A 26,004-nucleotide genomic window follows, 5' to 3' on the forward strand; every position below is an offset into this window, starting at 1 on the left:
ACTAAAGCTGAAGTTTTAGTAACAAGGTAAGTAACACGCTTGAATCTTGATATTTTTTATCCACTATAAAACAATAAGTTATTAGATCTTATCGATTCCGCCTCCGGCACCATTATTGATAAGGCCTCGCTAGAAATAGCGGGGCTTTTCTTTTTCTGGCTTTGTACCAGATTTGTACCAGTTGTACCATCCACATTGCCCGCCACCCGTTTCAAATGATGACTCGCAAGATGAGCGTACCGCAGTACCATCTCATACGATGACCAACCGCCAAGCTCCTGCAACTCTTGTAAGCTTGTGCCGCGTTGAACATGCCAGCTTGCCCATGTATGGCGTAAATCGTGCCTACGAAAATTTTCAATACCCGCTCGTTTTAACGCTGCATGCCATGCTTTGGTTGATGTGCGCTCAACTGGTTTGCCTTGATACACAAAACAATAGTGAACATCGTCGCCCTGCACTTCTTGCAACACCGATAAAGCATCGTTATTGAGTGGCACGTTTATCGCCTTTCCTGATTTTGATTGATCAGGATGAATCCACGCAAAACCACGTTCTAAGTCCACTTGATCCCACCGTAGATAACTCACATTCGACTGACGCAAACCTGTAGCCAGTGAAAATTGAGCCATCAACCGCAGATGCTTAGGTAACTCATTCAATAAACGTTGTGCTTCATCGTGTAATCCCCCCGATTTTTCGGGGGGATTACACATTGGCTGTAGGAAAAAGATTACGGATAAAGTTAGCTTAGTATGTGCTCGTTGATTTAGGCTGCAAGGTTAACGTTAAACCAAGTGCAGATGCCACCTTAGCGATAGTTGAAAATGTCGGATCTCCATCAGATTCCTCCACGCATGCATCCAAATATGCTTGAATGGCTTCGTCATTATCGAGGTGTTGTGTGTATGTAACTACCCCGGGGTTTGTCAACTGCAGTTAACAACCTGTGCGTTGACACGAGGTTTGAAGAGTATGGTTAGTTGGTAAAAGTGGCAAACGTAATATTGTGTAGGATAAAAACTTAATAGTTAAAATTCGACGAAGCTATGTCCGCTGTGTGCCATTAAGAGACATTCACTTAGCTCTTACAACAACTTTGGCCTTCTTGAATTGGTGGGCATTTCACTGTTCCATAAGAGCAGTATACACAACAATCGCCCTTCAAAGGCTTTAGGAGAACTTTGCAAGATTCACATTCATAATACCACTGGCAAGCGTTGGTTGACATTTCTTCGGTTTTACTGAAACCGCACTCAGGGCAAGTAATGGTAGAATTTAACTCTATACCTCGCATGTTTGCTCCTTCAAAGGTTTAACAATGTCCAATACGGACATTACAATCATCAAACAAATACCCACATAGAACAAATAAGTGCTCCAGTCATATTGCCATAGTGGATAGAGGGTTAACAAAACAGCTATAGGCCCAATAACTCCAAGAGTACCTCTCGTATGATTTTGGTTTTTATACCAGTTATACAAATTTACCAACAACGCCAAAGTTGCAAATATAGGTAACAAGGTATTTACAGCAATCCCCTCAAAGTGAGAGAGAAAGCCTAATCCCAATGCTGATGCTAATGAACCGAGAGCAGGGAAACACCCCGTACAACTGAGGGCTGCAAGCCAAACACCACCTGAGCCAACTTTATCTAAAATCTTATTAATCATTTTTAACGCCTAACATTATTTGAATGACTTGAGTGTAAACTCCGTAGATAGGTACGGAGTCAATGCTATTTTAGCGAATCGATTATTGGGCAGTGAGATTGGTCGTTATTGTTGCGGCATGAATTAGTCATTTCTTTTATGACGACTTCTAAGCGTTGAAGGTCAGCTATCTTACTTTGAATTAAGCTCAGTTTCTGCAAACCTAGAGATTCAACTTTGGCACAATCGCCATCCATTGACATCAAAGACGCTACTTCCTTTAGAGTAAAGCCAAGTGCTTTAGCCTTACAAATGAATTGTAATTGCTTGGTGATTGAGTCGTCATACACACGATAACCATTTTGAGGTTTTTGAGGTTGTTTTATCAAGCCTTCTCGCTCATAAAAGCGTATAGTTTCTACGCCTAAACCAAGTTCTTTAGCCAACTTGCCTATTGTTTTCATCGTATAACCACAAAATCAGCCTACTTCATGACATTAGTATATCAATACGATATAAAATTTCTCGAACTAATAATGACCGCTTCTCGCTCTTAGCAGACCACAAAATTGCCCTGTCAGGCGGCTTCGTGCCAAGAGCGGACGTTAATGCCGTCAACACGCGCGGCTTTGTAGTGGAGGCGCAGCCACAAAGGAAAAGCTGTCGTCGTGATTGGCCTTGTTAACTGCTGGCATTTTCGAGCAACTTTTTCACTACAGTTTCTAAATAGTCAGGTTCTGGAAAAAGCGATTTGGTATAAAGCCAGTTTCGGCGTGGCCCTATTGTGAATGTGCCAGTTCTTGCTTTGTAACCAGGATTCACATGATAGGCTTCTGAGTCAAGAATCGCCTTGGCTTCGGTTTTTGAAAGAACCCATTGAGGACCACCTTTTCCTGGTCTGGTGTCATCAATTCGACAGGAAAGGCCTTGATCTGTAACCGCCAACCAAGTTTTCTGTTTAGATGTCCTAAACACAAGAATTTCCCGAAGGCTATCCTCTGCTTCATTATCCGAGGCATTCTCAGGTTCCGCCTCTTCCTGCTCTGGTGCTCTAAGATATGTTCGGTACGCCAATACAGCCATCACAACAGCAGTCACGGCTGTAACGATCTGTGTAATCACTTGTGTCCAAACAGGAAAACTCATTTAGATAAATTTCTCTCTACTATTGAGGCAGTTAACGCCGCAAACATGGGCTGGCAGAAGTGTCACGTAATTGCGAATGCAATTTAAGTGACGCTTTTGACAGTCCAGCGCAGCTTTGCTGTGCGACATGCTTTGCCTTGTTATGCGCTGACAGCATCTGTTCTGACTTTGGTTTTGGTGTAGTTTATTGGTGGGTACTCACCGTGATTCTGAAAGTACCACCACAAAAATTGTCCTTCAGCACCCAGCAGAGTGTCGCCAAACTTACGATAATCACAAAACGCGATCTCTATTGCCCCATAATTTCTTATTATCATATCAAATTTCAACGAGTTAGCCTTTGACGTGGCATGCAGGTTTGCGTGGCGGAAATATCTGGACTTGAAACTGGTCTTTGTTTGGCCTATGTAAAGTATGTTGCTCTCGCCATTGAGGCGAGGCACAGGTTTTGAGGACAAGAAAAAATAGATTATGTTTTTTGCCTGAGCAGCAGCTTCCGTGTCATAAACACTTTCAAAGGCGGACTTTGAGAGCTCATTGATTCGGCCCGGTAGACGCTCAAAATTGCTCACAAGAGATGGCAAGTCATGCTTTGTAATCAAACTTACTGCTCCTCACCTGAATGATCTGATAAATGGGTAGACCCGTCAGGCAACCATTCAATACTCAAGTCGCCACCACCAAAACGAACAATCCCTTCTTTTTTCGGCAACTCATTACATCGGCCTCGGTGTGCAATAAAATCATCGAGAAGCTCGAGCAGATGCAGCTTAAAACCAGACTCCGTAACCTGATCGAAAATATCCTCTTCAAGTGTCCAAGATGTACCACTCAAGCGGTCTTCATCATCTTCTGCACGGAAAACCACCTCACCTGTAACTTTAACAATGTCTGAATGCTGTTTGGCCAGCGAGGCAAGACGTGCAGCTTCAAAATTTTGATCGAAATTCGACATACCTTTTCCTTTATGATCATTGCTCTTTCAGCTTACGCGAGCTTGCGAGCGTCGGGCGACCGAAGGGAGCGTACTTGATGGCTTGGTTATGCATATTATAGGTCTCCTGCGTCCTGAACTATTTCAGACCAAGATTTATCGGAATGCCACTCGTCGTACTTTACCATCATTGGCAAGTAATGCTCTGGAATGTCTGATTCCGGTGCGTTGCTATACACATACGCCATACCTTCTCTAAACCATTCAGGTTTCATCATGGTCGAAACAGGGCCAATTTCATAAAATTGGAACCAATGAACCAATTCGTGCTGAGTGATGTAGCGCTGCCACGATTCAGGAGCTATAACCGTACCGAGAAACGGATAAGAAATCGCTCGCTCATTTCCTCCACCAAACGACTGGTAGCACTCTGCAGTAGAGCAATAAACAAACGTTGGGCTAGCTCTAAGTGGAAGTTGAGCTGCAGAGATGTTCGTTACCGCAGAGCCATAAAGCTCAATAGCTTGATACATCCCACTCGTATCCTCCACGCACACTGAGCCGTTGCACGTCACTCCATTTAAATGAGGCAGAAGTAACCTTAACGGCTTTGCATATGACCAAGCGAGCGCTGGAATTGACGCAATTACTAAAACCAGAAATAGTTTTCGTATCACACTGAGTCCTTATGCATAACGCCCGGCTCACGCGCCGGCTTGGAGCCGCAAAGCGGCGGAAAATCGGTCGCTGTGCAGCCGATTGTTATGCCAGAAGTTCCGCGAAATCAACGGCAAACTCCTGTTCCAAAAACTTTATAGTTTCTGGCTGACCATCCAACGAGGCTCGGATGAGCTGCGAGGTAAACAGCCCACTCTTTGATTTCCACTTTGCCTCGTTTCGCGGAACAGTCCTGATCCAGTCGACGAGTGCGACATACTCCGACTTATCGAGATCGTTCGAGTTTTCTGCAATATTTGGGCATACCAGCTCATGCTGCAAAAGTGGGATACCGCCTACCAGAACGTCACGCACCGGCCGAGCGCTTTGAGTAATTTGGCCAACCCCAACAAAACCGTGGCGCTTGAGATATGCTGCGACAAAATCCCCTGTCTGCAAACCTAGCATTGCATCCCGGAATCTTGGTGCCTGACCTGCGGAGATAAACCCATGGGAAACGTAGTCATCCCAGTTGCGATGCACACCTTCCCCTACGTTGTAATAATATAGCCCATTTTGAAAATCGAACCCCGAAAGGTATTTGTGTAGGGAGTCATGCGGACGGAAATTGTCTGCATAATGGCCCGAGGATATATTCGTTAACTGCTTACCCAACTTCCAGAGTAGCGTCTTCTCAACCAGCAGCGCATCGTGCTCAGATAGATTGCGAGCAATAACCCTGATTATTGGCTCCAACCCTTCTTTCTTGATGGCCTTTATCCGCCGGGATTTTTCGCTATCCGAGTCGTCATTCAGGTGAGCATGTTTACGGGAGCCTTTACCTTTTCCAAAGTAAAACTCCTCGAAATTTCTGGGATCAATGTAAACGTAGACGTAATAGTTACTCATAACACCTTAGGGCATAACGTCGTGCTAAGCCGACCGAACCGAGAGTGTAACACAGCGCGTACAATGGCGAAGCCATGCGCTGTGTGGAGCGTAGGTGAAGGTTCGGCTTGAGCACCTTGTTGGGTGCTTTGCGCACTAGGAACCACTGCCCCACCAAGAAGCCCTGAACTACCCTACTTTGAAGATGTACTACAATGGCCAAATTGAAGAAGGGGTGTACGCGCCGCTTGCCCAACTTACGCGAACCACCAGAAAAGCTTGATAAAATGGTTAACACTGAAAAAACCTACGCCCTCATTTCAAACTCTTCAAGCCGAGAATTTCAACGACAACCTTCCTTTAAAACGCGCCGGAAACGATATACCAAAGACCACAGAAATAATATCGTTCGCGCAAAGCCTTCACTGAACTCTGACGACTAGAAAACAAAATTTAGAATGTTTTACCTACACCCAACGCCGTGCTAAGCCGGCCGAACCGAGAGTGTAGCACAGCGCGTACAATGGCGAAGCCATGCGCTGGGCGGAGCGTAGGTGAAGGTTCAGCTTGAGCGTCTTGTTGGGTGCCTGCCAGTTAGAACCTACCCACTTCCAGCGAACTAACTTAGCCTTGCAAAGACTGGCACGCTTTTAGGCTGCTTGCGATGTGAAACCCCAAGGACAGCTAAAGTATAGAACACCGTTTTTTGCGGGAACACCACTGTTTTGCAAATGAAAATAAACACGGCTTGTGAACTGGTACGACGACGATATTCGCCGCTCTAACTTAGGTTAACCCTGTTCCCCAACCTGCAGGAAAGATAGCTTTGGCCCTCTGACTTCCGTTATTAAAAACGTTCTCGCCTCGAACCACCACGATTAATAATGCCAGGCTTCTGCACATTTAGAACCAAGATGTTTTTTTACACCCAACGCCGTGCTAAGCCGGCCGAATCGAGAGTGTAGCACGGCGAGATATAATGAGCGAAGCGAACCAGCCTGCGCAACGTAGGTGAAGGTTCGGCTTGAGCACCTTGTTGGGTGCATACCACTAACGCTGATCCCAGTGACGCTGCATTTCGAGATAGAGAAACGAAGCTGTCCAAGTAATAAGTACCAACCCTGCTATTGACTCAATGCCTGTAAGATAGCGAATATACCCTAAAGGCTCAATATCACCAAAGCCGACTGTTGTGTAAACCGTAAACGAAAAATATACGCAGTCCAACAACGTACCATCAAAATTGCCTTCTAAACTACCCCAACCCGAACCTTGAGATTTAAAATAGTAACCTAAAGCAAAAATCCATATTTCTATAACATGAGCAATCAAGGCGCCAAAGACTCCGAAAACTATCCGTAGGCTATGAGCGAAAGTAAAACGTGGTAGGATTTTAACGATCTGGTGCAATATGCCGTAATGCACCATGACCACTACGGCGACAAGCAAACTATTGATTACAAACGCGAGAAGCAACTGCATTACAAATTTACCCAGAAATTACTGTGATCTACTTTAGCACCCAACATTTGTATATTGTGCGTGCGCATTTAGAAACTCGTCCAATTGACGGTTTTCGGTTCTTAACTTACTGATCAAGCAGGCATTCCTGACTTGAAAAGTCCCGAGTTAGCAAAGGCTATTTGAGAATGCTCAGTTACACTCTACCGAGCGCACAATATCCAACCTTCATTTTTTGTTATGTCACTGACAGTAAACGACTTAAATACACAACACAACAACAAAACGCGTAATATTGCCGACGTGAATGTGCCGTGCACCGCTAGCAACACCCACACTGACGAATAACGGAACGGCTAGTCACTAGTTGGAGTAGGCTGAAAGTCAGAAGGTCCGCTGTTCGCTCATTCGAGCCCGGCAAGCCAGAATTAGGAATGCATGATAACCCTAGCCATAACGTTCAAAAACGCAGTTAGATAACAACGCTATTAATCTTTAACTTTGTTGGCTTGTTAGTGATTATCGAAGTTATTGTGAGGGGTTCCTAAACTTACAGAAACGTACATCTCTAAAAGTGCCTGTCGCATTGGTTCCGGTTCGGAAACGTAGCGTACATGCATCTCCCTCACCCTCTTTTTCTGTTTGATAAATTCAGGACCAAACGTAGCATCTAACTCTAAATTCGCACGTGAGCCATCGGTAACATATGTCGCCTGTGTGATTCCGGTAATTTCTCGCGTAAGCCTAAAAGCAAATGTAGCTGAATTATGTCCTGAACTTGGCCGACAATGATTCTGCAAACGCTTTCTTATTGTATTTGTTCTGCCAACGTACAGATGTTTACCATTCTCTGAAAACAGATAAATACCGGACTGTGGGATTTCCTTTGGCAACGTTGCAACCGTGACTGGTTTCATATTTAGAAGTTGTTGGAAAGATGGTTCTAGTGAATCAATGTACTCTTTAAAAACTGGATGCATTTTTAATTATCCTAGCATTTTTAAAACAAAAGTTAGCACGAATATTGGAGGTCCGTTCTTCGCTCATTGCTGACCTTCAGCTAAACCCCGACTTTAGTAGTCGTTTTTAATTTAGCCACTCGAGAGTCTTCCCTTGCATTTCAGTCATTGTTTAGTAAGAATAACTGAGCAAGGATTAAGTACGTTTCGATTAATAGCCCGCCAAACTATTAGTCATTGAATAGGCACTCCAAATGGGCGCCTATTCAAATCTCCCCAAACCGCATTTCATTAATCAACCTAAGCAGTACATTACGACCATAGGTTGTTTGCATTAAAAGTCAAGGTTGTGTTTGCTCTAACGCTCTCGCCTCACTGTTTAACCACATGAGCAATATGTCGCGACGGCCATCAAAAAAAGCCAGTAATTTACACCATGTTCGCACAAGATAAAGCAACGTGTCTGATTGCGAAACGTTCAACTTTATCTGATTTGCCACTTTTAACTTAATTGTACGCTCAGTCAAACCGAGCGCATCAGCAATGAGAGTCAAAGGAATGAAATGTTGTAGCGAGTCAATCACGCAAGCATCAATCCCATCTCGCAACTCTTGCTGCACCTTGGATGCCGGAAGGGTGATTCTTGCGCAAGAATCACCTGGAGCAAGATTAACAAACCACTGGCTCAATGAACTCGTGTTTTCTTCCGTTGATACAGTGTTCATTCTATTCCCCCCGCTTAGCTTCTGCGAGATTGTAGCGTCAATTTTAAAATATGTTACTCATGTTAACCATAGCATCAATTTCTAAGACTAAATTTACTGAGTATCGATTGGAGAAATCACATGGGGATTATGATCACGGTTGCGTTTGTTATCATGGTTATTGGCTATCTAATTGGCAAAGGCGACGTTGCTGCAAAACGCTCGCCGGACCTGCTCGCTCCTGTACCTATCAAAAAAACTGGTGACCAGCTTAACGGTACGACCACACGCCTCTTAAGCTCGGATATCCTGAGGTTATACGATTGTGATGATGAGCCAACACCGCACCTTTGCCACTCTTATTGGAGAAACCACCGTTTCAGTCATCACTCAGTGATGCATCACGACTTACTCGACCCAGCCAACCTACTCTCGCCCTTCAATCCAGTAAATGTTCAGTCAGGGTTTCATGACGACATGTTCACGCACAGATTGAGTGATGACGGCATCTTCAATAGCAGTATCAATAATGACTCATTCAGCTCATTTGACTCACATAGCCCATTTGATTAACCGCCCTGCAGCGCCCTACTTTTTGGCCCTGCCAATCAGTAGCGCCAATATCGAAACATGCTAGCGTGGTTCTGCATAAGTTATTTTAATCACCAAGGAGCCACAACTATGCACTACTCAAAAACCGTATTCGATAAGGCATTCGCTAATGCTGACAATGTCCAATGCCTGTTTGATATGCAGCATCAACTGATTGCGTTGGTCGACAACCACCAGCAAATTTTAGGCGCGCTTCTGTTCGAGCTACGCGATGACAAATACGCTCAAATCGAAGCCCTTGCGACTGCTACCGAGAAAAAGGGTTATGGCTACCGTTTATACCTGTCTGCACTTGCTGCTCTTGCACCTGGCATGCAGCTTATACCTCAGGCGCTCCAAGACAGCGATGTCTGCTTAGATATTTGGTACAAGCTTTACATGGAGCCGGATACCATCAAGACATCGCTCAACGGCACCAAGCATTATCATTTTGACTGGGATGCCACCTACTCTCACGAACTTGCGGGCCTAAATCCCGATATTATTTGCGAGCAATGGGAGGCTTGGGAGCTCACCGACGATATCTACACCCAAGTGCACTCAGGTGAATTGAATCCACATCCATCCAATGTCTCATTTACACTGCCTGAGCAACGCCGCGCACAAATTGTCAAAACGGTAACGCCTTATGTGTTTACCGCAGCGCAAATTACCGCGCTAAACGGTTGCTTACAGCTCGACTACGAATCGCTTGGCAGCCCCAAAGCAGATACCTTACGACAAGGCGTGACACTACCTGGCAGCAGCGTTACTTCTGCGTTAAAAGTGTGTGCTGCTTAATTTTCGCCATCCGATACAAACAAAAAACGGAGGCAGTCGCCTCCGTTTCATATTAAATTCATGCACGCAACTATGACGTTGCCTCTTGCCGTTCAATGACTTCGTTCTGTGCCTCAATGGCTTTATCAATTACCCGAGCATACACACGCTTCTTCTCACGCGATTTTGCATTTCGCACGAATTCTGACAGGTTCGAGTTATAAGTTGCTCTCGGTTTTGGTAGCCAACTGAACATCACCAATCCCCCCATTTTATGTCGTCAACTGGTGCTAATTATAGCACTCAACAATGCACTAACAGATCGCAACTAACCCACAAATCTGCATACCTATGCAAACCCCAAAAATACAAATAGCATGAAATCATGCTTTTTCAGCACTCAAATTAGCATGATTTCATGCCAAAACCATGTGACCAAGTTTGCCGCGACCATGCTAATTTACCTTAATTGATCTTAACTGGCGTTCGGGGTCGATATCGCTGAAAGCCTTATATATCAAGGGTTGCAAAGCAACGTACATTAAGGTATAAATACAGAAATTACCCCAGACTACCTTGACATGGTAGGAGTTACTTAATTATTAAGGCCACTTCATAGCCGCATGTAGGATTCGTAAAATTCTAAGGGCGTCCTTACTGAAATCGTACACGACAATATAGTTTGCATGCACTACAAGCTCTCGAGTTCCAAGAACCCGTCCTTCACGGCCTATTTCTGGATATTCAGACAGATTTGCTACGCTTGACGAGACTTGATTATCTAGTTGAAGCGCCGCTACTGGGTTATCATTTTCGATAAAGTCATAAATTTGCTCACGATCCCGAATAGCTTAAGGAGTCCATTGCACAATCATCGTTGCTTATCGATGTTACGCTGCGTTAACGCTCTGCGTGCCGCAAACTTAGCCTCAACGTCACCCGCTGGAACCAAATTCCCAGCGTTAGCAGAATCAAGCCCTTGCTTCACTTGCTCCCTAAACCAGCTATCGTGCTCAGCCAACCGCTCTTGTTGCTGAACGTACTCACGCATAAAGTCACGTAGCAATTGCGCACTACTGCGATCGCGCGAGCGTGCGGCTTTTGAAAATTCACTTTTCAACTCATCGTTAACGCGGAACGTAAATGTTGCATCGCTCATATCACCCCCTTGTGTTACATTATTAGTACAATGTAGCACCCGATCTTTGCTCCGTCTAGCTGAAGTCATTCTTTCCTATAAAGCGGATGATTTTAGATAAAAAACTAGTTTGTTGGTTTTCGCGCCAACATAGTCGCAAACTTCAATCGCGCCCCATTGTGCATAGTGCCCAGATCTTCATTGTATTTAACTAGCTCCCAACCTTGGTAGGCATCCCGTAATTCGCTTTCGTCAAAAGTGAACGGAAACGGCATGGGGCACGGGTACTCGGCTGTGCTCATGGCGCATACAATTAAGTTGTAGCCGCCAGGCAACGTATGCTCTTGCATGTCAGCTAACACTGCCGCAACACGCTCTGGGTCTAAAAACATCAAAGTTACTGTGCACGCAATAAACCCGAAGTTATCGCTCAATTGCGCGTTGTTAATGTCGTATACCTGCGAATTAATGTTCGCAATGCCCTCTTCGGCTGCAATTTGCTGCAACATCGCAATGGCACTGGGGTTGCTATCTACAGCGGTGACATCGAAGCCAAGCTGACTCAGGAACAGCGCGTTACGCCCGTTAGAGCAACCCATATCAAGAGCTTTGCAAGGCTCTATCACCGAACAGGCTTCAACAACTTCACTATGTGGTGGGTTTAATCCATAACGGCTATTTAAATCAGCTGACATTCTATTTCCTGCCCTGTCTATTCACGAATAACGAATAACGAATAACGCGCATTATACTTGCACTTTCAGAGTTAACAATCATAATAAATGCATGTTTAACAAGGAGCACGATCTATGCGTCAGTTATTACTTATTAGTTTTTTCAGTGTATTCATGATCGCGGCGGCTACGCCGGTACAAGCGCAAGACAAATCGCAGCCGTGGTTACCTAGTTTAATTACCGAAACCCCGCAGCAAGGTTTTGAGCTTGCCGTCAAACTGGCTCGCAAAGGGGTGACAAGCACACAGTCGAACAAAGAAGTGTTGTTTCGCGAACGCGATAAATATTCCAACAATGCAGAAGATTTAATGATGGCATCGCAGGTGATCGCCCTGCACTATCAAACCATCGCAGCGGCTAATAATTATTGGCGTTCAACGAGCTTGTTGTTAGTGCCCAGTAAAGGTGCGCCGCCAAACTGAAGGGCTTACCTGATGGCGGCGCTGAAAGTGCTGGCGAAACGACACGGTGTTATTAAAACCACAAAGCTCCGCAATCCTTTCAATAGAATGCGAGCCGGCTTCTAGCAATTCGCAACTGCGCTGTATGCGCTCATCATTTAGCCAGTTGATCAACGACTTACCGGTTGCTTTTTGAAAGTGACGCGTGAAAGTACGGCGACTCATCGACAAGCGTTCTGCCAACTCATCGATACGATGCGGTTGCTCAAGATGCTGACGCAGGTAGTCCAATAGCTTGTTGATGGTGATATCTTTGGTTGAATGAGCCACCGGCTGTTCAATATACTGCGCTTGCCCGCCCTCACGGTGCGGCGGCACCACCATCACGCGCGCAATTCGGTTTGCCGCCCGCACACCGCAGAATTTGCGAACAATATACAAGCAGCAATCAAGCCCCGCCGCAGTACCAGCTGAAGTAATCAACCCCGAATCTTCAATGTATAACGCATTGGTATCGAGTCTAACGTGCGGAAAGCGCTCCCTGAAATCCTGCTCGGCTAGCCAATGCGTTGCAGCGCGGCGATTATCTAGCAAACCGGCGTAGGCCAACGCATAGGCCCCATAACACAACCCCACCACCAAAGCGCCACGTTGGTGAGCTTGGTGCAACGCATGCAATAACTCAGTACTCGGTCGAGCATTCAAATCATGCCAGCCCGGCACAATCACAATGTCCGCACTAGTAATGAGTTCAAGCCCACCATCAGATGCCACTTGAAAACCATGGTTAGCGGTATCGGCAATATGCGCTTCGGCCGCTACTTTTAATTCGAACAAAGGCTGCTCAGTAAATATTGGACTGAACACGGTATAGGGCACCGAATAATGAAACGGCGTTATTTCGGGGTAGAGCAATAAAGCAATGCGTGGAATAGTTTTCATGGCCCAATTATTTCGTTAAATGACATTTAGGTCAATCGTTTACCTAGTCAAAACCAACCATAATAGTTAGCGTTCAATCACTCAAAGGAAGCAACACATGAAACACAGTCTAAAAACACTTATTATGGCATCAGCCCTAATCGCCACAACTGCTTGCACCGGTGTTGGCGACACCACCCAACACCAAACGACTACAACAACCACCGAGGTAAGCGTTCAGCATATTCGCAACGCCACCGTAAAAATAACCTATGGCGAAACTACCTTCTTAGTTGACCCCATGTTAGCGGGAAAAGGCGCCTACCCTGGTTTTGAAGGCACCTACAACAGCCATTTACGCAACCCGCTGGTTGACTTACCCATCCCAACCGAGCAGCTTTTAGCAAATGTTGATGCGGTAATCGTTACACACACCCACTTAGACCACTGGGACGACGCAGCGCAACAAGTGATACCAAAAGCATTACCGTTATTTGTACAAAATGAAGCAGACGCAAAAACGGTACGGGACCAAGGCTTTACCGACGTTCGCGTGTTAGATCAAAGCGCTGAATTTGCCGGTGTTACCCTACAAAAAACTGGCGGCCAACATGGCGAAGATAGCGTGTATGCGGTGCCTCCGGTTGCGCAAATGCTCGGCGAAGTAATGGGCGTATTATTTAGTGCTCCTAACGCCAAGCAAGTGTACTTAGCTGGCGACACCGTATGGCGCCCAGAAGTTGAGCAAGTGCTTAAGGCTGAACAGCCAGAAGTGATCATTCTGAACACCGGTGCGGCAGTGATAAATGGGTTTGAACAAGCACCTATACTTATGGGTACATCAGACACCTTGCGCGTTCATCAAATGCTACCTAACGCCAGTATTGTTGCCGTGCATATGGATGCTGTGAACCACATGACTGTTAGCCGCGCTGACTTACAGCAGTTTGTGGACACCCAAGAAATTAGCGCAGCGGTTCGTATTCCTGCTGACGGTGAAACCTTATCGTTTTAAATAAACTTAGGCGCTGCGACACGCCGTGGCGCCTTCACTTCCATCCGTAAGACTATTGCGCCTTCAACTGCTGCAACATACCCACAAGCAACTGGCCGACAGTGTGAACTTCACTATGCAGCGAATGATTATCGTCAACAAGCACCAAGCGTACATTATGGCGCTGCGCCCAAGTGATAGCATTGTCTACCGGCACCACCTCGTCATGCCAGCCGTGCACGGCCGCAACTTGGCTAGCGACTGGGGCTGGGTAATGATTTGGGTAATCGGGTAAGCCAAACGCCGGCGCCATAAGTAATAAGCCATCGGGTTTTAAATGTGCTGATGCCGTGGTGCTGACGTAACCACCCATACTGGAGCCTACTAAAATCAGGCCGTTGTGTTCTGGCAGCTTGGTATTCAGCAGAATGTTCACGCGCTCGGTGGGATCATACGTTGAGGTATAATCCACGCTGATTGTCTGTGCGCCCTGCGCTTCGGCAATTTCTTGTAATTTCCTAATTTTACGGCCATGAGGGCCGGTTTCTTTACCGTGACTAAATACCACGAGTGGTTTGGTTGGCATGAGAAGTCCTTATCTAGTTATCGTTGAGTGGTGCCAAGCATTACGTCATTCGGCTTCATCGCAAGTCATCGCCCTGCACTATCAAGCGATTGCAGTGGCAAATAATGACAGAGATTAACCTTTAAACAAAGGTTCCCAAAGTGACTGCTCCCCGCCCTAAGCGCTAAAGCGCCACGGGCGAGGCTTCCAACTTCTCAGGCAGCAACTGGTACGTGACCAGATTGACGCTTGCCTCCATTGGCAGAAACCGACAGTCCTGCGGCCTTTAATTTTAAAATACCTTGCGCCTTGATATTTAAGGCTGCATTGATGTCCCGATCACGCTGTGTTGAGCAGGATGGACACTGCCAGTCACGCACGTTCAGTGACAAGTATTCCAGCTTGTGTCCACAGCAAGAGCAGGTTTTTGAGCTGGCAAACCATTGATCAATTTTAACCAGATGCTTGCCTTGCTCTTTGGCCTTGTATTCCAGCTTTTGGAGCAAGCCTGACCAACTCGCATCGGCAATGTGCTTGGACAATTTCCTGTTCTTCAGCATGTTTTTGACTTTCAGTGTCTCGACAATTACCGCTTGGTTTTCGTCAATAACGTGTCGAGACAGCTTGTGCTGAAAATCAGCACGAGCATTCGCCAGGCGCTGATGCGCCTTAGCGAGTTTAAGTCGGGCTTTTGCACGACCTTTGCTGCCTTTTTTGCAGCGTGATAAGGCTTTTTGTTTACGGCGCAGATTGGCACTGGCTTTCTTCAAAAAGCGTGGATTCGGTTTTTTCGTGCCGTTTGAATCTATGGCAATATGTGTTAAACCCATATCCAATCCGAGAACTTGAACAGCATTCAGGCTTTGAATGGGCGCAGGAGCTTCTTGCCCATCTTCATGCAGTAGCGAGGCATAGTATTTACCTGTCACAGTGCGGGACAGGGTGATGCTTTTCAGTTTTCCTTCAACCTTGCGATGAATACGCGCTTTAATGGGCTGCTTTAACTTCGGCACTTTAATCCAGTCATCACCACAATCAACGCTCATGCAATGATAGCTGGACTGCCTGCCGTGCTTGCGCTTGAACTTGGGATAACGAGAAGGCAGTTTGGGATCAAAGAAATGTTGAAAGGCTTTATCCAGATTGATACATGCCTGCTGGAGTGCAATCGAATCAAAATCTTTGAGCCAGTGATACTTGCGAGATTTCTTCGCAACAGCCAACAGCGGCTTGAGGTCTTTTTTGGCCTTCAATTTCAGGCCGTGACGCTTGTACTGGCTGCTAATGATGTGCAAAGCCTTGTTATACGCAAAGCGCACAGCACCGAACTGGCGGTTTAAAAATTCCGCCTGCTCAGGTGTGGGATAAATGCGTACTTTCGTGGCCTTTAACATTTCAGCGCTCATTGATATAATTCATTCATTATAAGCTATTAATGTCATATTTCAAGTGAGTGTGCATCATAAAGAATTGCTATCAGATTACCTTAGAAAACGTCACAGCGTCACCAAGCTGGTTGTTCATCTGGTCTTTACCACCAAGTACCGACGAAAACTGTTCGATGGCTTTATGATTGAGCAGCTGCGTGAAGCATTTGAGTCTGCTTGCGAGAAACTGGAATGTAACCTGCTGGAAATGGACGGTGAAGAAGATCATGTTCATCTGTTGATGGCCTACCCACCGAAACTGGCGATCAGCGTTATGGTGAACAACCTGAAATCGGTTTCATCTCGCCGGATACGTAGACTCAATACCCACGTACCCCGGCAAAGCAAGAGCGCAGCGCTCTGGTCGCGCTCCTATTTTGCCTGTAGCGCAGGTGGTGCAACGATTGAAACGCTGAAAGAATATGTACAAAGTCAGGCCACACCTGACTAGAAACGCTTCGCGTTTCCCGCTTATATCCCCGCCCGATTGGGCGAGGGTTTACGCGGGTTTTGCTAAATCATTCATCACTTGAAAAGTTTGATCGGCAAAGTAACAAACCCCGCGATCCGCACCATGTTCTTCATCCAGTGCCGTAATGGGCACCCAACCGCACTGATAAGTACCCTCTGGCGCAATTCCTCCCGCGGTTGTATCGATCGGGTAAGGCGCACCATCAAGATAACCGGCAAAATAATCCCAGCCTAAATCACGCATGGCGCTGTCACCAAGGGCATGGTTATCTGGCCCTAAATCAGACCCTGTTAGATGCATTTTACCGATAAGTGCGCTCACGTAGCCGGCCTCTGAACGCAGTAATTCAGGTACCGAAACCGCGTAGGGAGACATTTGGGAGTTGGCTAAATCCGTTGAAACAATTGCGTTTCGAACACCATTTCTGAAGGGGTAGCGACCATCAAAAAACGTCACCCGGGTGGGCGAACAGGTAGGCATCGTCCAAGTATTACGAAAACGCACCCCAGCTTCAGCAATAGCATTAATCGACATGGTATTTGCCGGTACCGCACCGCCATACCCAAAAGCCGAAAACTGATCGATACCTGCATCATCGATAACAATAAACAGGATGTTGGGTGGCGTTTCTGCCAGCGGCGGCTCTGGTGGCGGAGGTACTGGAGTTGCCACCCCAGAATCATTATTGCATGCGCTCAACAACACCGCTGATGATAAAACGAACATTCTAACAAGGTGCCACATAGGTTTCTTTCCCTAGCTACGTAACCACTAAGTAAAGACCCATTACTCGCTTAAGTCAAAGCTAGTGCTGCTCATATGGAAGTTATTTATACCATTGCTCCGCCAACCTGGATGTAAGATAATGCCCCTATGACAACATTATCCCTACTAGAACTGGTGCGTGTGACCACCGCAGCTGATGCTGGCACTGCCATTAATCACGCTCGTGATCTTGGTCATCACGCCGAACAATGGGGCTACCAACGAATTTGGGTAGCTGAACATCACAACATGCCGGGTATTGCTAGTGCGGCAACCGCATTGGTGGTTGCACACATCGCTGGCGGCACGCAATCCATTCGGGTCGGCGCAGGCGGTATCATGCTACCCAACCATGCGCCCTACATTATTGCGGAGCAATTTGGTACGCTCGCTCAATTGTATCCGGGCCGTATTGATTTAGGTTTAGGCCGAGCCCCTGGCACGGACCCCGTCGCTATTCGTGCTATGCGCCGTCCGGCTCATGCATCTGAGCAATTTCCACAAGATATCTTGGAGTTACAGAGCTACTTAGCACCAGCTAGCGAGTCACCAGCGATCTTGGCGGTACCAGCTACCGGTACGGAAGTGCCTTTGTGGATTTTAGGTTCGAGCATGTACGGCGCCAGTTTAGCCGCTGAACTTGGCTTGCCCTATGCCTTTGCCTCCCATTTTGCACCTGAAATGCTTCTGCCTGCGCTGCAACTTTATCGCAGTAAGTTCAAGCCCAGCAAGCAACTAGCCGAGCCCTACGCGATGGCGGGCATTAATGTGATTGCTGCTGACACGGATGCCGAAGCTACGCGTTTAGCCACCACTCAGCAGATGTCTTTTGCTGATTTAGCCGGCGGTCGCCAGCGCTTAAGTCAGCCACCCATAGACGACATTGAGAGCTATTGGTCACCAAGAGAGAAGGCAACCGCAGAACGCATGTTAGCGCGGTCCGTGATTGGCGCTCCTGATACGGTGCGACAAGGCTTACAGAGCTTCATCAAGGAAACCGGTGTCGATGAACTCATGATTGTATCGGACGTGTATGACCATCAAGCCCGCTTGCGCTCCGTCGAGCTTATTGCGCAAGCAATGCAAAATGACGAGCTGTAACCAGCCACAATCACCAGAGAGGCCCCACATGCAGCCAAGTATTTCGGTCATTACCTTAGCGGTTGACGATTTAGAACGTGCACTAGTTTTCTATCGCGATGGTTTAGGCTGGCCTACTGCTGGCATTGTGGGCACCCAATACGAATACGGTGCGGTGGTGTTTTTTGATATTAATCCCGGGCTTAAACTTGCCCTGTGGCCGCGTGCTAGCTTAGCTCGCGACACAGGGTTGTCACTTGCTGAGCCCACCTCAACCAACATGCTGCTCAGCCACAATGTGGCTGAGCGCGACCAAGTAGATGCTGTATTTGCGCAAGCACTTGCCGCCGGAGCCAGCCAAGTGAAAGCGCCACAAACGGTGTTTTGGGGCGGCTACGCTGGTTATTTTAGCGACCCCGACGGCCATTTGTGGGAAGTGGTGTTCAACCCCGCTTGGCCAAGCTAACGCAGCCAGCTATTGCGCATCACACACAGTTCCTACAGCCGCTTCTATCAGCTGGAGATCGAGCTCGTTGGTTTGTGCATCAAAATTAACATCGTACCAACTTGAACCCTGCCAGCCAGCCGCATCATATTGGCCATGGTGATATTAAAGTACGCCCCGATATTCGCCGGCTCACACCCAGCGGCGCAGATTTTGTCGATGGCCAACAGGCCGATTACGATCTGATCTTGCAAGCCACAGGTTACCAACTGCATTACCCTTTTATTGCAGCCGAACACTTGAATTGGCACGGTCACGCACCGCAGTTGTACCTTAATATATTCAGTCCGCGCCATGCCAATCTGTTTGTGATGGGCATGGTCGAGGCTTCGGGGCTTGGCTGGCAAGGTCGTGATGAGCAAGCTCAATTAGTGGCGGCGGTGATTCGTCTGCAACAGGATAACCCCAGCGCTGCGCAGAGTTTTTTCGACAAAGTACAGCAACATGCCAATCAGCGTATTGATGGCGGCATGAACTATTTGCAACTCGAGCGCATGGCTTATTACGTGCACAAAGAGAGCTACTTAAAAGCCCTGGCAACCGAGCGCCAAGCCCTCGCCTCTATGGCTGATAACCGCTCAAATCGCTAGGAGCACCTATGTCTGCGAGTTCGTTGTTGCTGCTAAATGGCATCCTTGCGGGTGAGCATGACAGCGCTCTTTAAAGCGAAACGGTTGCCCGCCTGGTTATTGCGTGCGGCCCTGCATATCGGCCAACGCTTAAAGTTAACCCGCTACAGCGCCGAACAAGTAGATTTTCTACGCTAACGACAACGGGCCCAATGCAGGGGAATATCCTGCAGCCATTGTTGTAACATGGCGCGTTGTTCACGTTGCAATAGTTGATGATACCCAGCTAAATCGCCACCACCAGCAAGCTGCTCAGCAAACACCTGCTGTTTGGCCGGATAAGCATGTGCTGTGGCATGCTCACAAAACCACGCTAACTCAGGCACCGCAATATGGCTAAAACCTTCTTGCTGCGCGATATGAAAGCCCTTGGCATCCAAATCACCAAAGTAGCATAGCGGTTTAGCGCTGCTGCGCCAGCGTTGCAACAATGCCGCCCGGCCTTGGCTGTAAGCCACGTCGCCGCGGTAAACCACTAACATGGGTGCAGGCGTAGACGGCAACTGAAATTGCTGCAACTGATAAAAGCAATCTAGATTCTCCACCACCACCAACGCCGCATAGTTATCGAGATCTAAGTTGCGTTGGTCGACATCCAAGATCTCCTGCTGCCGAGCCATCAACACCCGCTGCGCCCGCGGCTTGCTGCGGACACTCTTATGTTCAGCTTGCCCTTGTTTGGCTTGGGCCAGACTGCTACCGCTAAGGTCCGTACCAAGCGGCGCCAACTGTTGTTGCTGCAGGCGCGTACTAATGCCCTTGAGCAGCTCTTGGCTGTAGGCAAATTGTGGCTGCTGAGCCGCATGACTAGCAATCAGATCTTGCTCCACACACCATTCAAGCACAGCTTGGTCGGTAGCCCGCACGGTTCGCACCACTCTCAACTGGCGTTGCAATTGCGCCGCAATAGTTTGCAGTAACTTACGCTCACGGGGCTTTAAATCAGACATACGTAGGGCACCATCGACCTAAGCCGCCGATTGAGGCTGATAACGCACAGCAATATCAGCAATCAGATACAGGTGGTTAAAACGACTGGCGGGCTGCTCTTGCCGATACAACTCAAATAACTGCTGCTCGTGACGAGGCAAACCGTTGTACTCGCCCAACACCTGAAATAACCACACCTCGGGTGGCCATGACAATTGTTGTTGCTGCAAGTAATCAAGCGCAGACAAGGGCTCAGCGTCATGGGCCTGGGTATCTTGGGCCCGCTCACAGACCGCAATAAAGTATTGCATCGCATCTTCTTTGAGCTGCTGCTGACGTGCCTCAACGGCTTGTTGCTTGGCATTCACCTCAATGCTATTGCTATTAGAACTGGCCGTATCCACTTTGGCTTTCAGCGCCAACTCTTTGTACAAGCTATGAATTAACGGCACCAAGGCCGGCTGCTGCTCGCGTTTATCCAGCGCTACCCCCGCACTTGCCAGCACCGGAGCGGCATGGTTCACCAATCTGGGCACCTGAGTACGGTAGGAATAATCGCCGATGGCAAAGCTTGGATGCTCGCGCAAAAAACCCGCCATATTCACCACCAACAAGCTGCGTTCTTGCTGCTCTCGGAAGCGTGTCATCAGCTCAACTAAGCGTTTTTGAACTTCGAGCAAACTGCCATGGTGGGTGTTAATTTGTTGCTGCAGACGGCTCACCAATAGTTTACGCAGCCCCGGATGTCCCTCCGCCAGCTCAATAAACTCATCAAAATCAATCAGCGACAACCCTTCAATAAGACGCTTGATTTGCTGCTGAGCACGACCGTTTTCACGAATTTTATCGCTTAAATTGCTAACGAAACCAAAGTTACTGTTCAAGCGGTGCCATAAACTAAAAATGGCTTCTTCAAATTGTGAGGTTAAATCATAAACCGCCTCTTCTATACGCAGCATCTGGCTATCAACACGTACGCCATCGCCCATACGCTGGGCCTCACGCATGCCTTCTACGTAACCACGAATCGCCACCAGTTTATCGGCCACACCGGCATCAATTTGCCGACGACTTTCGTCAGTCACCAAAGCCGCGACTAATTGCGTTACCGGATGTCGTAATTTAACTTCGGTGCTAGCGTCAGGTTGATACAGAATTCGCGCTGCTATCAAGCGCTTTAAACTGCGCTCGGATACTGCAGCCACGTCAATGCTACCGCGTAAATAACCCTGCATCAGTAGCTTCGCATGGTCGCCTATCAATTTGAGACGCTCTGCTCCTACCTCAAACAAGCCACTCAGCAGCTGTGATTCGCGCTCTTGTCCAGCCATTAGAGTAACTCCACTTGGCTCTGACTTTCATCCAACGGAATGTTTTCTTCATCTTTAATAAAGCGCACCAAATCAAGCAAATAATCTATTTTACCAGTGACGGTAAAATACAACCGATTGGCATGAGGCTGCAGCAAATAACCATGCTCAACCAAGCGCTTAGCCACTTGCTTGGCTTGGGCATCTACCGCATCTGCATTCGAGTTAAAAAACTTATCATTTGCTAGGGCTTGCAGGCGCTGACGCAAACTTGGGTTGTCTTCAGTTTTTACCATCAACTCTTGCAGTTTAATGGTATCGCCAGCCGTCAAAATCGCGTCGCTACCCATGGCTTCTTGCACATAGGTTAACCACTCCAACAAGGGCAACATCGAACTCATCACCACACTGAGCTGTTGTTTTAAGTGCTCGCGTGCGGGTTCGTCGATATCGCGATAGGCCAAGAAAAAGACGGTTTGTTCATCATTGGTGGCCACCCGGCGGTTCAGTGGGCGTAAATAATCATCCAAGCCTTCACGCACCTCGTCGCGCTGCAACTTGGTAAAGTAATCTTCGTTGGTGATTGCACAAATGTACTGCCCCGCTAACAAGGCTTCTAGTAAAGGTCCGTGTGGCATTAGGCGGTACCTCCTGTCACCTGATGAGCAGGCTGCAACTGCTGTAACTTTTTCGTAAGCTCAGACACGCGTGGTTTAATCCGCTTTAACTGGCCTTTGTTAGGTTGCTGCGCATGAGGTTCAATCAAATACCTATGCTTAAACAGCAACAACACATCACTTTCAGGGTTAGGAAAGGCCCCCACAATATCAATGTTGTTGTGATTACAGGCATCAAATAACTTTTCAACGTTGTGATATGCCAAGGTACCAATCTCATCGATCGGCCAATGAATGGTCACGTCCGCTTGCGGTGGTCGTAATAACCGCGTAAAGGCCAATAAGAACTTACATAAAATAAGATAAGCCATACCATGGCTCGACGAGTCCGTTAATTGGCGATCGTTACGAATCACCACCGGCTCACCGTTTTCTATCAGGTTTAATTGTAATTTCAATAAGCTTTCGATGGTGTATTCCTGATTCGCTTTCAGTAAATCAGCCACCTCAGTTAAATGTTCAATATATTCCGCAGGTGGTAACAATTCGCCAGAACTATTCCACACCTTGTATTGATAGGTCATTTCTTTAAGCGGCTTCCAAAAGCTTAATTCATCAATAGTTGAACTGATTTTAACTTCGGCTTTATCAATACCATCTAAAGTTAGTTCATCAGTAACCGCTTGGGTTAAGCGCCGGCTGTAATCACTCACGCGTTTATGAATATCATTAAACACGGTAAAGAATTCAAACAAGCCTTTACCGATGGTTCGACCTTGATCAATGGTTTGCTCTTGTTTGGCTTCCAGCACTTTTAACAATTCAGCTAAGGTAGTAACTTGCGCTTGTAGATCTGGGGCTTCGCCCAACTGCCCCAATGATTGCTCAATAAAGCTCATAAATTGGCTATCGGCATCTTGGCGTAAATCACTCTCTAAGCGTGGAACGCGCTGTTCCAGATCTTTATCAAGCTTCTGCTTATCATCCAACAGCTGGTGAGCTCGCGCCACGTGCTCGCTAACATCGCCGGCATTAAAATCAGTATCAAGCGCAGCTATGGTTGCTACCGGCAAATCCGCCATGCGTTGCACCAAAGCCTGTAAATTCAGCACCTGGCGCTCAATTTTCTCCAACTGCTCTTTCACTTCGTTGGCTTGGCGTTGCAGCAGTTGCTTCTGATCACGGTACTTATTTTCGTGCAGCTCTAACTCTGCGCCTATTTCGCGCAGTTGTTGTTTTGCACGTTGCTCAGCAGCCAACCATTGCGGCCTTAGGCCCTGCCAAGTCACCTGCATGAACTGCTGATACTTGGCAAAATGATCACGTTGAGCCTCGGTATCACGAATATGTTCGCTACGTTGTAAGCGCTCCTGCTTTAGCTCGGCTAAGCGTTTCGGGTCCACCCCTTCGTCAGCCAGCTTGGCACTAAAGCTTCGCTCTAAGTCAGCCATTTGCTCAGCCGTTTGTGCCTTGGCGCGCTCGAGTTCGCTGCTTAAATCAGCCACGGCATCGTCAAGGATTTGCAACTGCTCCTGAAATTCCGCCGTTTGCTCCAGCGCCAGCGTTTGCTGCTCCGATTCCACCTCAGCTAGGGCCTGCGCTCGCTGCTCTTTAGTTTTCTGCAGTTGTTGCTGTAACTGCTCTAACCGCTGCCGCAGTTGCCCTTTACGCTCCTGCTCTAATTGGCGCTGGGTATGCAGTAAGCGTTGCTTGTTGTCGCGGGCAAACTCCACATCTTGGCTACTGCTGCGTAACTGCTGTTGCAACCTATCTAATTGTTGTTGCTGCAATTTCGCATGCTCAACTGCCTTCGCAAAAGCCTTTTCTGTTTCCTGCACCTGTTGCTGGGTGCGCTGCCACTGCTCGCTGGCTTGCTCGAGTTGCTCCTGCAAACGCTCGTCGGTACTGGCGTAATCGGGCAATTCAACGGCGCTTAAATCTAGCTGAATGCCATACAAACTGGGCTGCTCTTGGTGATTGACCTGTTGCGGCGCTAAATCAGTACGCTGCAATAAAGGTTCGGCTAGTACTTTCCCCAAGCTCTGTTGCCAATCATCCACATGCTGCCCTAAAAACTGGCGGAGACTGCCAGGAGCCGGCGCCAACTGCTGTTGCAATTGCTCCACCCGACTCGCAGCTTGAGCACTGCGGCTACGCGCGTCACGCACATCCGCATCAGCGCGCTCGCGCTCACGCAACGCTACATTCAGCTGCTCCTGTTGCTTGGTCACCAATGTTTGCTGCTGATTCAGGCGTTCTTGCGCTTCATCTACCCGCGCTTCAGCTACTCGCATCGCCTCGTGCTCGTCGCTATTAAGCATCGACAAGCCCGCTTGAGCTTGCTTAGCCGCCAACTCGTTTTGCAGCGCTTCTAACTGCGCCTCAAACTGTTCACGCACTCGTTGCAACTCTTGCTGCAACTGCAGACTCTGCTGCTTGGCGGCATCCAGTTGCGTCTGCATCAATTGTTCACGCAAACCCGCTTTAACTTGCATCTGCGCACGTAATTTTTGACTCTTATGCTCTAGCGCATCGCGCAATTTCAGTTTGTGACTATTTAATTGCTGTTCCGCATCTTGGTGCTTTTCCATCAGCAAGTGATAATGCTGCTCTAACTCTTGCAGTTCGGCGCGGCGTTCAGGTAACAACTCCAGCTCACGCCCCAGCCGCTCTACATCTTGCTCGCGATAATCATCATACTCGCGCTGGGCACTGCTCAAACGCTGTTCAGCTTGATCCAAATCAGCTTGTGCATCACCTTGTTGTTGGCGTAATTGGCCTCGTACCTGCTCGTAATGAGCTTGCGCCTCTGCAAGTTCCCGCTTTAAAAGTTGTAACCGCTGTTCAGCATCTGCCTTCGCTATTTTTTGCTGACTAAAATCGCTCTCAATCACCTTTTTTAATTGCCATAATGCCGCCACATTATTATTGCGTTCGGCACTTACGCGCTCAATTTCAGCTAGACTCTTTTGCAAGCGTTCAACTTTCATGAACTGCTTCATATCACGCAGCCAGCTTTTAATTTTATCGCCCGTAAACGTATTGGCTGGGCGCTGATAGCCGTCTTCTTCTAATATGGCCGCCAGCATGCTTTTCAGCGTATCCATTTTGCCTTCTTTGGCATGCACCGCAGACACCAGTTTCTCAATATGGCGCAACCTATGATTATCTTGGGCTAGCGCATAACGCGCTGCTAATTGCCGATATTTTAAACTCTCGCTACGCTGGCTACGGTCATTTTTAATATCGTTAAGAATAATATTGCGGTATTCCGTGGTGGTCGAGATCTTGGCCGACATATCAATCGACAGCCCACGCATAAAGTGCGCCCAATCTTGATATTCTTTAGCCACCACGCCATCGGTTTTTTCTAATAAATAATGCTGTGGATCATAGCCGGCATCCACAAACCGATAATCAATCCCATCGGCGCGCTTAGTTAAAACCACTTGCGCCAAACCATGGCGAGGTCGCTCGTATTCATAAATCACGTAACTATTTTTGTACGGCAAATAATACTTATCAAAACTTAGTCGAGTGCGCGGCACCACCCGATTAGGAAGCTCACCATAAAAAACCGGAATCATCCGTTGCAACGTGGTTTTACCCGATGCATTGCTACCACAAATATTGGTATGGCCATCCAGTTCCAACTCCACCACACCCGGCAGATGCCCATTAATCATGATTATCTTTAACAGCTTCGCCATCTCGTTTCCGTCAGTTATTTTAGTTTTTAAGT

General features: G+C 47.5%; 31 protein-coding genes. 8 read left to right on the forward strand and 23 right to left on the reverse strand.

From position 1 onward, the window contains the following. Nucleotides 1-56 precede the first annotated feature (56 nt). The 12 genes from KGF88_RS05550 to KGF88_RS05605 all read right to left on the reverse strand — a co-directional run bounded on the left by KGF88_RS05550 (nucleotide 57) and on the right by KGF88_RS05605 (nucleotide 8,423). Nucleotides 57-716: a site-specific integrase gene (locus tag KGF88_RS05550; protein ID WP_153827115.1), complete on the reverse strand. Its 660-nt coding sequence runs from the start codon at nucleotides 714-716 to the stop codon at nucleotides 57-59. Nucleotides 717-1,081: 365 nt separating this feature from the next. Next, nucleotides 1,082-1,297 (reverse strand): GDCCVxC domain-containing (seleno)protein, encoded by a 216-nt coding sequence (locus KGF88_RS05555; protein WP_072243337.1) that lies wholly within the window; start codon nucleotides 1,295-1,297, stop codon nucleotides 1,082-1,084. Continuing rightward, complete coding sequence (gene merC, locus KGF88_RS05560; protein WP_034823179.1) at nucleotides 1,285-1,674, reverse strand: organomercurial transporter MerC; 390 nt, start codon at nucleotides 1,672-1,674, stop codon at nucleotides 1,285-1,287. Before merC ends, KGF88_RS05555 begins: the two co-directional genes overlap by 13 nt. A 65-nt stretch (nucleotides 1,675-1,739) precedes the next feature. Continuing rightward, entirely contained in the window at nucleotides 1,740-2,117 is a 378-nt protein-coding gene (locus KGF88_RS05565) for a MerR family transcriptional regulator (protein WP_008950466.1), read from the reverse strand. Nucleotides 2,118-2,334: 217 nt separating this feature from the next. After that, nucleotides 2,335-2,799, reverse strand: coding sequence for a hypothetical protein (locus tag KGF88_RS05570; protein ID WP_153827114.1), 465 nt, complete (start codon nucleotides 2,797-2,799; stop codon nucleotides 2,335-2,337). Nucleotides 2,800-2,939: 140 nt separating this feature from the next. Beyond that, nucleotides 2,940-3,401 carry a hypothetical protein gene (locus KGF88_RS05575; protein ID WP_153827113.1) on the reverse strand — a complete coding sequence of 154 codons (462 nt, stop codon included), beginning with the start codon at nucleotides 3,399-3,401 and terminating at the stop codon, nucleotides 2,940-2,942. A 2-nt stretch (nucleotides 3,402-3,403) separates the two neighbouring features. Next, entirely contained in the window at nucleotides 3,404-3,754 is a 351-nt protein-coding gene (locus tag KGF88_RS05580) for a hypothetical protein (protein WP_153827112.1), read from the reverse strand. 95 nt (nucleotides 3,755-3,849) lie between these two features. After that, nucleotides 3,850-4,266, reverse strand: coding sequence for a hypothetical protein (locus tag KGF88_RS05585; protein WP_153827111.1), 417 nt, complete (start codon nucleotides 4,264-4,266; stop codon nucleotides 3,850-3,852). A gap of 229 nt (nucleotides 4,267-4,495) precedes the next feature. Continuing rightward, nucleotides 4,496-5,299 (reverse strand): GIY-YIG nuclease family protein, encoded by an 804-nt coding sequence (locus tag KGF88_RS05590; protein WP_092842175.1) that lies wholly within the window; start codon nucleotides 5,297-5,299, stop codon nucleotides 4,496-4,498. A 1,029-nt stretch (nucleotides 5,300-6,328) separates the two neighbouring features. Further along, entirely contained in the window at nucleotides 6,329-6,760 is a 432-nt protein-coding gene (locus tag KGF88_RS05595) for a potassium channel family protein (protein WP_228759564.1), read from the reverse strand. Nucleotides 6,761-7,251: 491 nt separating this feature from the next. Then, nucleotides 7,252-7,719 (reverse strand): GIY-YIG nuclease family protein, encoded by a 468-nt coding sequence (locus KGF88_RS05600; RefSeq protein ID WP_153827110.1) that lies wholly within the window; start codon nucleotides 7,717-7,719, stop codon nucleotides 7,252-7,254. A 320-nt stretch (nucleotides 7,720-8,039) separates the two neighbouring features. After that, nucleotides 8,040-8,423, reverse strand: coding sequence for a hypothetical protein (locus KGF88_RS05605; RefSeq protein ID WP_126801850.1), 384 nt, complete (start codon nucleotides 8,421-8,423; stop codon nucleotides 8,040-8,042). A gap of 120 nt (nucleotides 8,424-8,543) precedes the next feature. Here KGF88_RS05605 and KGF88_RS05610 point away from each other — a divergent pair, with 120 nt between their 5' ends. Together KGF88_RS05610 and KGF88_RS05615 are read left to right on the forward strand one after the other, a co-directional pair. After that, the gene (locus KGF88_RS05610; protein WP_092841881.1) at nucleotides 8,544-8,975 is read left to right on the forward strand and encodes a hypothetical protein; all 432 of its coding nucleotides are present in this window, start codon (nucleotides 8,544-8,546) and stop codon (nucleotides 8,973-8,975) included. A 108-nt stretch (nucleotides 8,976-9,083) separates the two neighbouring features. After that, entirely contained in the window at nucleotides 9,084-9,794 is a 711-nt protein-coding gene (locus KGF88_RS05615; RefSeq protein ID WP_153827109.1) for a hypothetical protein, read from the forward strand. A 581-nt stretch (nucleotides 9,795-10,375) separates the two neighbouring features. Here KGF88_RS05615 and KGF88_RS05620 read toward each other — a convergent pair. The 3 genes from KGF88_RS05620 to tehB all read right to left on the reverse strand — a co-directional run bounded on the left by KGF88_RS05620 (nucleotide 10,376) and on the right by tehB (nucleotide 11,606). Continuing rightward, the gene (locus tag KGF88_RS05620; RefSeq protein ID WP_257119983.1) at nucleotides 10,376-10,621 is read right to left on the reverse strand and encodes a type II toxin-antitoxin system RelE/ParE family toxin; all 246 of its coding nucleotides are present in this window, start codon (nucleotides 10,619-10,621) and stop codon (nucleotides 10,376-10,378) included. Nucleotides 10,622-10,644: 23 nt separating this feature from the next. After that, nucleotides 10,645-10,932 carry a CopG family ribbon-helix-helix protein gene (locus tag KGF88_RS05625; RefSeq protein WP_110076941.1) on the reverse strand — a complete coding sequence of 96 codons (288 nt, stop codon included), beginning with the start codon at nucleotides 10,930-10,932 and terminating at the stop codon, nucleotides 10,645-10,647. Between the two features lie 104 nt (nucleotides 10,933-11,036). Then, nucleotides 11,037-11,606, reverse strand: a complete 570-nt coding sequence (gene tehB, locus KGF88_RS05630) for a tellurite resistance methyltransferase TehB (RefSeq protein WP_153827108.1) — start codon at nucleotides 11,604-11,606, stop codon at nucleotides 11,037-11,039. A gap of 114 nt (nucleotides 11,607-11,720) precedes the next feature. On the opposite strand from tehB, the gene KGF88_RS05635 reads away from it, so the two are divergent. After that, nucleotides 11,721-12,068, forward strand: coding sequence for a hexameric tyrosine-coordinated heme protein (locus tag KGF88_RS05635; RefSeq protein WP_228759563.1), 348 nt, complete (start codon nucleotides 11,721-11,723; stop codon nucleotides 12,066-12,068). Here the strand turns inward: KGF88_RS05635 and KGF88_RS05640 are convergent. Beyond that, on the reverse strand, nucleotides 12,036-12,989 hold the full coding sequence (locus KGF88_RS05640; RefSeq protein ID WP_153827107.1) for a GlxA family transcriptional regulator: 954 nt from the start codon (nucleotides 12,987-12,989) through the stop codon (nucleotides 12,036-12,038). The genes KGF88_RS05635 and KGF88_RS05640 overlap by 33 nt on opposite strands. 97 nt (nucleotides 12,990-13,086) lie before the next feature. On the opposite strand from KGF88_RS05640, the gene KGF88_RS05645 reads away from it, so the two are divergent. Beyond that, nucleotides 13,087-13,983 (forward strand): MBL fold metallo-hydrolase, encoded by an 897-nt coding sequence (locus tag KGF88_RS05645; RefSeq protein WP_228759562.1) that lies wholly within the window; start codon nucleotides 13,087-13,089, stop codon nucleotides 13,981-13,983. 52 nt (nucleotides 13,984-14,035) lie between these two features. Here the strand turns inward: KGF88_RS05645 and KGF88_RS05650 are convergent, their stop codons facing one another. Further along, nucleotides 14,036-14,548: an alpha/beta hydrolase gene (locus KGF88_RS05650; protein ID WP_194928203.1), complete on the reverse strand. Its 513-nt coding sequence runs from the start codon at nucleotides 14,546-14,548 to the stop codon at nucleotides 14,036-14,038. Between the two features lie 194 nt (nucleotides 14,549-14,742). After that, the gene (locus tag KGF88_RS05655) at nucleotides 14,743-15,933 is read right to left on the reverse strand and encodes an RNA-guided endonuclease InsQ/TnpB family protein (protein WP_219968268.1); all 1,191 of its coding nucleotides are present in this window, start codon (nucleotides 15,931-15,933) and stop codon (nucleotides 14,743-14,745) included. A 43-nt stretch (nucleotides 15,934-15,976) separates the two neighbouring features. On the opposite strand from KGF88_RS05655, the gene tnpA reads away from it, so the two are divergent. Continuing rightward, nucleotides 15,977-16,405 carry an IS200/IS605 family transposase gene (gene tnpA / locus KGF88_RS05660; RefSeq protein WP_257119926.1) on the forward strand — a complete coding sequence of 143 codons (429 nt, stop codon included), beginning with the start codon at nucleotides 15,977-15,979 and terminating at the stop codon, nucleotides 16,403-16,405. 48 nt (nucleotides 16,406-16,453) lie between these two features. On the opposite strand, the gene KGF88_RS05665 is transcribed toward tnpA, so the two are convergent. Continuing rightward, nucleotides 16,454-17,170, reverse strand: coding sequence for a sulfatase-like hydrolase/transferase (locus KGF88_RS05665; protein WP_202912530.1), 717 nt, complete (start codon nucleotides 17,168-17,170; stop codon nucleotides 16,454-16,456). Between the two features lie 129 nt (nucleotides 17,171-17,299). Between KGF88_RS05665 and KGF88_RS05670 the strand changes: the two genes are divergently transcribed. The 3 genes from KGF88_RS05670 to KGF88_RS05680 all read left to right on the forward strand — a co-directional run bounded on the left by KGF88_RS05670 (nucleotide 17,300) and on the right by KGF88_RS05680 (nucleotide 19,366). Next, a complete protein-coding gene (locus KGF88_RS05670; protein ID WP_153827310.1) occupies nucleotides 17,300-18,292 on the forward strand; it encodes an LLM class flavin-dependent oxidoreductase in 993 nt (330 codons plus the stop codon). A gap of 28 nt (nucleotides 18,293-18,320) precedes the next feature. Beyond that, nucleotides 18,321-18,737 carry a VOC family protein gene (locus KGF88_RS05675; protein WP_153827309.1) on the forward strand — a complete coding sequence of 139 codons (417 nt, stop codon included), beginning with the start codon at nucleotides 18,321-18,323 and terminating at the stop codon, nucleotides 18,735-18,737. Nucleotides 18,738-18,838: 101 nt separating this feature from the next. Then, complete coding sequence (locus KGF88_RS05680) at nucleotides 18,839-19,366, forward strand: hypothetical protein (protein ID WP_153827308.1); 528 nt, start codon at nucleotides 18,839-18,841, stop codon at nucleotides 19,364-19,366. 173 nt (nucleotides 19,367-19,539) lie between these two features. On the opposite strand, the gene KGF88_RS05685 is transcribed toward KGF88_RS05680, so the two are convergent. From KGF88_RS05685 to KGF88_RS05700, 4 genes are read right to left on the reverse strand one after another with little or no spacing between them, the layout of a single operon-like run. Beyond that, entirely contained in the window at nucleotides 19,540-20,355 is an 816-nt protein-coding gene (locus tag KGF88_RS05685) for a DUF7281 domain-containing protein (RefSeq protein WP_153827307.1), read from the reverse strand. An 18-nt stretch (nucleotides 20,356-20,373) separates the two neighbouring features. Further along, entirely contained in the window at nucleotides 20,374-21,666 is a 1,293-nt protein-coding gene (locus tag KGF88_RS05690; protein WP_153827306.1) for a hypothetical protein, read from the reverse strand. Further along, a complete protein-coding gene (locus KGF88_RS05695; protein ID WP_110076927.1) occupies nucleotides 21,666-22,283 on the reverse strand; it encodes a hypothetical protein in 618 nt (205 codons plus the stop codon). Before KGF88_RS05695 ends, KGF88_RS05690 begins: the two co-directional genes overlap by 1 nt. Then, nucleotides 22,283-25,972, reverse strand: coding sequence for an ATP-binding protein (locus KGF88_RS05700; protein ID WP_162014640.1), 3,690 nt, complete (start codon nucleotides 25,970-25,972; stop codon nucleotides 22,283-22,285). Before KGF88_RS05700 ends, KGF88_RS05695 begins: the two co-directional genes overlap by 1 nt. Nucleotides 25,973-26,004 lie beyond the last annotated feature (32 nt).

Origin of the sequence: Idiomarina loihiensis (assembly GCF_024584785.1) — a bacterium.
Lineage (GTDB): Bacteria > Pseudomonadota > Gammaproteobacteria > Enterobacterales > Alteromonadaceae > Pseudidiomarina > Pseudidiomarina fusca.

Coding starts and splice junctions, on each gene's coding strand:
- KGF88_RS05695 (WP_110076927.1), bottom strand. CDS start 22,283: ATGCCACACGGACCTTTACTAGAAGCCTTGTTAGCGGGGCAGTACATT.
- KGF88_RS05590 (WP_092842175.1), bottom strand. CDS start 5,299: ATGAGTAACTATTACGTCTACGTTTACATTGATCCCAGAAATTTCGAG.
- KGF88_RS05670 (WP_153827310.1), top strand. CDS start 17,300: ATGACAACATTATCCCTACTAGAACTGGTGCGTGTGACCACCGCAGCT.
- KGF88_RS05700 (WP_162014640.1), bottom strand. CDS start 25,972: ATGGCGAAGCTGTTAAAGATAATCATGATTAATGGGCATCTGCCGGGT.
- KGF88_RS05640 (WP_153827107.1), bottom strand. CDS start 12,989: ATGAAAACTATTCCACGCATTGCTTTATTGCTCTACCCCGAAATAACG.
- KGF88_RS05580 (WP_153827112.1), bottom strand. CDS start 3,754: ATGTCGAATTTCGATCAAAATTTTGAAGCTGCACGTCTTGCCTCGCTG.
- KGF88_RS05565 (WP_008950466.1), bottom strand. CDS start 2,117: ATGAAAACAATAGGCAAGTTGGCTAAAGAACTTGGTTTAGGCGTAGAA.
- KGF88_RS05635 (WP_228759563.1), top strand. CDS start 11,721: ATGCGTCAGTTATTACTTATTAGTTTTTTCAGTGTATTCATGATCGCG.
- KGF88_RS05650 (WP_194928203.1), bottom strand. CDS start 14,548: ATGCCAACCAAACCACTCGTGGTATTTAGTCACGGTAAAGAAACCGGC.
- KGF88_RS05605 (WP_126801850.1), bottom strand. CDS start 8,423: ATGAACACTGTATCAACGGAAGAAAACACGAGTTCATTGAGCCAGTGG.
- KGF88_RS05645 (WP_228759562.1), top strand. CDS start 13,087: ATGAAACACAGTCTAAAAACACTTATTATGGCATCAGCCCTAATCGCC.
- KGF88_RS05550 (WP_153827115.1), bottom strand. CDS start 716: ATGTGTAATCCCCCCGAAAAATCGGGGGGATTACACGATGAAGCACAA.
- merC (WP_034823179.1), bottom strand. CDS start 1,674: ATGATTAATAAGATTTTAGATAAAGTTGGCTCAGGTGGTGTTTGGCTT.
- KGF88_RS05685 (WP_153827307.1), bottom strand. CDS start 20,355: ATGTCTGATTTAAAGCCCCGTGAGCGTAAGTTACTGCAAACTATTGCG.
- KGF88_RS05675 (WP_153827309.1), top strand. CDS start 18,321: ATGCAGCCAAGTATTTCGGTCATTACCTTAGCGGTTGACGATTTAGAA.
- KGF88_RS05570 (WP_153827114.1), bottom strand. CDS start 2,799: ATGAGTTTTCCTGTTTGGACACAAGTGATTACACAGATCGTTACAGCC.
- KGF88_RS05665 (WP_202912530.1), bottom strand. CDS start 17,170: ATGTGGCACCTTGTTAGAATGTTCGTTTTATCATCAGCGGTGTTGTTG.
- KGF88_RS05615 (WP_153827109.1), top strand. CDS start 9,084: ATGCACTACTCAAAAACCGTATTCGATAAGGCATTCGCTAATGCTGAC.
- KGF88_RS05655 (WP_219968268.1), bottom strand. CDS start 15,933: ATGAGCGCTGAAATGTTAAAGGCCACGAAAGTACGCATTTATCCCACA.
- KGF88_RS05555 (WP_072243337.1), bottom strand. CDS start 1,297: ATGCGAGGTATAGAGTTAAATTCTACCATTACTTGCCCTGAGTGCGGT.
- tehB (WP_153827108.1), bottom strand. CDS start 11,606: ATGTCAGCTGATTTAAATAGCCGTTATGGATTAAACCCACCACATAGT.
- KGF88_RS05610 (WP_092841881.1), top strand. CDS start 8,544: ATGGGGATTATGATCACGGTTGCGTTTGTTATCATGGTTATTGGCTAT.
- KGF88_RS05600 (WP_153827110.1), bottom strand. CDS start 7,719: ATGCATCCAGTTTTTAAAGAGTACATTGATTCACTAGAACCATCTTTC.
- KGF88_RS05585 (WP_153827111.1), bottom strand. CDS start 4,266: ATGTATCAAGCTATTGAGCTTTATGGCTCTGCGGTAACGAACATCTCT.
- KGF88_RS05625 (WP_110076941.1), bottom strand. CDS start 10,932: ATGAGCGATGCAACATTTACGTTCCGCGTTAACGATGAGTTGAAAAGT.
- KGF88_RS05690 (WP_153827306.1), bottom strand. CDS start 21,666: ATGGCTGGACAAGAGCGCGAATCACAGCTGCTGAGTGGCTTGTTTGAG.
- KGF88_RS05595 (WP_228759564.1), bottom strand. CDS start 6,760: ATGCAGTTGCTTCTCGCGTTTGTAATCAATAGTTTGCTTGTCGCCGTA.